This window comes from Micromonospora sp. M51, assembly GCF_018070305.1.
Lineage (GTDB): Bacteria > Actinomycetota > Actinomycetes > Mycobacteriales > Micromonosporaceae > Micromonospora > Micromonospora parva.
Genome location: NZ_JAGPXZ010000725.1, coordinates 1 through 3,033 on the forward strand (window position 1 = coordinate 1; position 3,033 = coordinate 3,033).

Annotated in this window: 2 protein-coding genes and 1 riboswitch; of the genes, one reads left to right on the plus strand and one right to left on the minus strand. The window is 74.6% G+C overall.

Annotated features, from left to right (window positions below):
• Positions 1-1,428 (minus strand): PrsW family intramembrane metalloprotease (locus KBX53_RS27710; RefSeq protein WP_210862466.1); only part of this gene is annotated, 1,428 nt, incomplete at its 3' end.
• 23 nt (positions 1,429-1,451) lie between these two features.
• Positions 1,452-1,572: riboswitch (SAM riboswitch) on the plus strand.
• 46 nt (positions 1,573-1,618) lie between these two features.
• Here KBX53_RS27710 and KBX53_RS27715 point away from each other — a divergent pair.
• Entirely contained in the window at positions 1,619-2,878 is a 1,260-nt protein-coding gene (locus tag KBX53_RS27715; RefSeq protein WP_210862467.1) for an aminotransferase class V-fold PLP-dependent enzyme, read from the plus strand.
• Positions 2,879-3,033 lie beyond the last annotated feature (155 nt).

Here is a 3,033-nt window from a genome sequence, read left to right on the forward strand (position 1 = left end):
CCCCACCGGAGCCGGGGCGGGGGCCAGCACCACCGGGATCGGCACCACCGGCTCGTGCGGCGCGTCCACCGGGCGCTGGGTGCCGTCCGGGAAGCGCAGGTGGTAGCGGCTGCCGTCCCAGACCCCCGCCGGGGCCTGCGGGTCCCGACCGACGAAGAACGTCCGGTACGCGCTGATCGCGTCCAGCAACTCCCGCTCCTCACGTGCGGTCCGCTCCTGGTCGGCGGGCTTGCGGTCCAGACCGCGCAGCGTCCCGTCGCGCAGCAGGGCCAGCCGGGTCGCGGCGGACTGGTAACCCCGCATCGCCCGCACCCCGGCGTCGCCGGCCACCCGCCGCGCCCAACTGCGGGCGGCGTGTCGTCTGCCGAGGCTGCTCAGGGCGGCCACCTCGGGCGGGCTGAGCCAGCCGGCGCGTACGTAGTCGGGCAGGACCCGCTCGGTGAGCCGCCCCTCCCAGGCGCGCAGCCACAGCGCCAGCCCCACGGTGCCGAAGAAGACCGGCACCATCAGGCCCAGGAAGCCGTACAGCATGATCACCGCCTCGCCGGTGGCCTGGGTGAGCGTGGGCAGCAGGTTCCACGTGCCGTGCAGCATCATCGCGAGCAGCAGGCCGGCGATCGGGGCGAGCACCCGGATGCGCCGGTCGGCCGTCCGGGAGGCGATCCCCAGCCCCACACCGGTCATCGAGGTGAAAAGGGGATGGGCGAACCCGAACAGCAGGATCCGCAGGATGAAGATCGCGATGACCTGCTGGATGCCGGTCGCCGGGCCATAGCGGTCGGCACCGGAGGCGTAGCCCAACCCGCCCAGGTAGAGGATGTTCTCCACCATCGCGAAGCCGACCGCGGAGAGCCCGCAGTAGACCAGGCCGTCGGTGATCCCGGACCATTCGCGGCGGCGGAACACCAGCAGCAGGATCGGGCCCAGCGCCTTGGTCAACTCCTCGATGAACGGCGCCACCAGCACCCCGGTGAGCGCGGACGGCAGGCCCCAGTCGGCGAACCGGTTGGCCGCGAAGTCGTTCACAGTGAGCGAGGCGGCGGTGGAGACGAACGCACCCCAGGCGAAGCAGAAGATCAGATACTTCAGCGGCTCGGGTTCGTACCGGTCCAACCAGAGGAAGCAGCCGACCAGCACCGGCACCGGCAGGATGGCGGCCACCACCCCGATCAGCAGGGCCTGCGCACCGAGCGACTGGCCGAGCGTGAAGACCATGAACACCGCGCACGCCGCGATGAACAGCACCACCCCGGCCAGCACCAGGAACCGCCGCCAGCCCAGTCGGCGCAGCGGCATCCGGGGCGTCTCGGCCACCGGCGGGGCGGCGGGCGCGGGCGGGCCGGCGGGCGACGGCGGCAGCGGTGAACCGGGCGGGGTGTCGGCCATGCGGTCAGCGTAGCCATCCACCGCCGGCTGGTTCGGCCGCATCGGTAGCCGCTATGCTGCCGGCAGGTCACGAGCGCCAGCGTCAAACCCCGGTTTGCTGGCCGGCAACCCTCGTCGAGTTCGCGGTGGGGTGCCCCGGGTGATGACCGGGCCCAGCCCGATCGGTGTGCTGGGCAAGCGCGGACCCCGTCCCGATGTCGCACCCGGGGTCCCTGACCCCGGAGGTTCCGGCGTGTCCGTCACCCTCGTTCCCTCGCTGCCCACAGTGCCCGCCAGGCCGTCCGCGCCGCTCGACGTCCTCGGTGTGCCCGGCGAGATCAACCTGGACTACGCGGCCAGCGCACCGTGCGCGCGGGCCGCCGCCGACGCGGTGGCCGAGCTGCTGCCCTGGTACGCCAGCGTGCACCGCGGCGCGGGAGCGCTGTCGCGACGCTGCACCCTCGCCTACGAGCAGGCCCGGCAGACGATCGGGGACCACTTCCGCGCTCGCGCCGACGATCACGTGATCTTCACCCGCAACACCACGGACGCGCTCAACCTGCTGGCGCGGGCCGTGCCGGCCGGCACGACGGTCGTCACGTTCGCCGGCGAACACCACGCCAACCTGCTGCCCTGGCCGCGCGGATCGGTGCGGCTGCCGGTGCCCACCGATCCCGACGGGGCGGTACGCGATCTCGCCGCCGCCCTGACCGAGCTGCGTCGGGGCAGCAACCCGGCGCTGCCGGTGCTGGTCGCGGTGACCGGTGCGAGCAACGTGACCGGTGAGCGGTGGCCGGTCGCCGAGTTGGCGCGGGTGGCCCACCGGCACGGTGCCCGGATCGTGCTCGACGCCGCGCAACTCGCCCCGCACGCCCCGGTCGACCTGCTCACGCTGGACGTCGACTATCTGGCCGTGTCCGGCCACAAGCTGTACGCGCCGTTCGGCGCGGGCGTGCTGATCGGCCGGGCGGACTGGTTGGACGCCGCGCCGCCGTACCTGGCCGGCGGCGGGGCCACCAGTCACGTCGGTCCGGCCACCCACGACGTGACCTGGGCGACCGGTCCGGCCCGCCACGAGGGCGGCACCCCGAACCTGCTCGGCGCGGTTGCGCTGGCGGCGGTGTGCGCGGCGCTCGACGACGCGGACCGGGCCGCGCTGGCCGCCCACGAGCAGGCAGTGCTGGCCCGGCTGCGGACCGGCCTCGCCGCCCTGCCGCACGTCGTGGAGCTGCGCACCTTCGGCCCGGACGCGCCCCGGGTCGGCATCGTCTCGTTCGTGGTCGCCGGTCGGGACTCCACCGAGGTGGCCACCCGGCTGGCCGCCGAGCACCACATCGGCGTACGGGACGGGTTGTTCTGTGCCCACCCGCTGGCCCGGCGGCTGCTCAGTGAGGCGGCGGGACGTACCGGCCGGCGGGACCTGCCGCCCACCGCGCTGCGCGCCAGCATCGGGCTGGGCAGCACGGCCGCCCAGGTGGACCGGCTGCTCGCGGCGCTGGCCGAGCTGGGCTGAGGCCCGGCCGGCGGCGGCCCGCGCTCAGCCGATCGGCGGGGCGGTGGGTGGCTTCGGCGCCTCGCCGGGCTCGGCGGGCTCACCGACCGGGCGTTCCTGCTCCCCGAAGGCGGTGCGGATCCACCGGTTCGCCTCCTCCTGCTCGATTCCGGAGG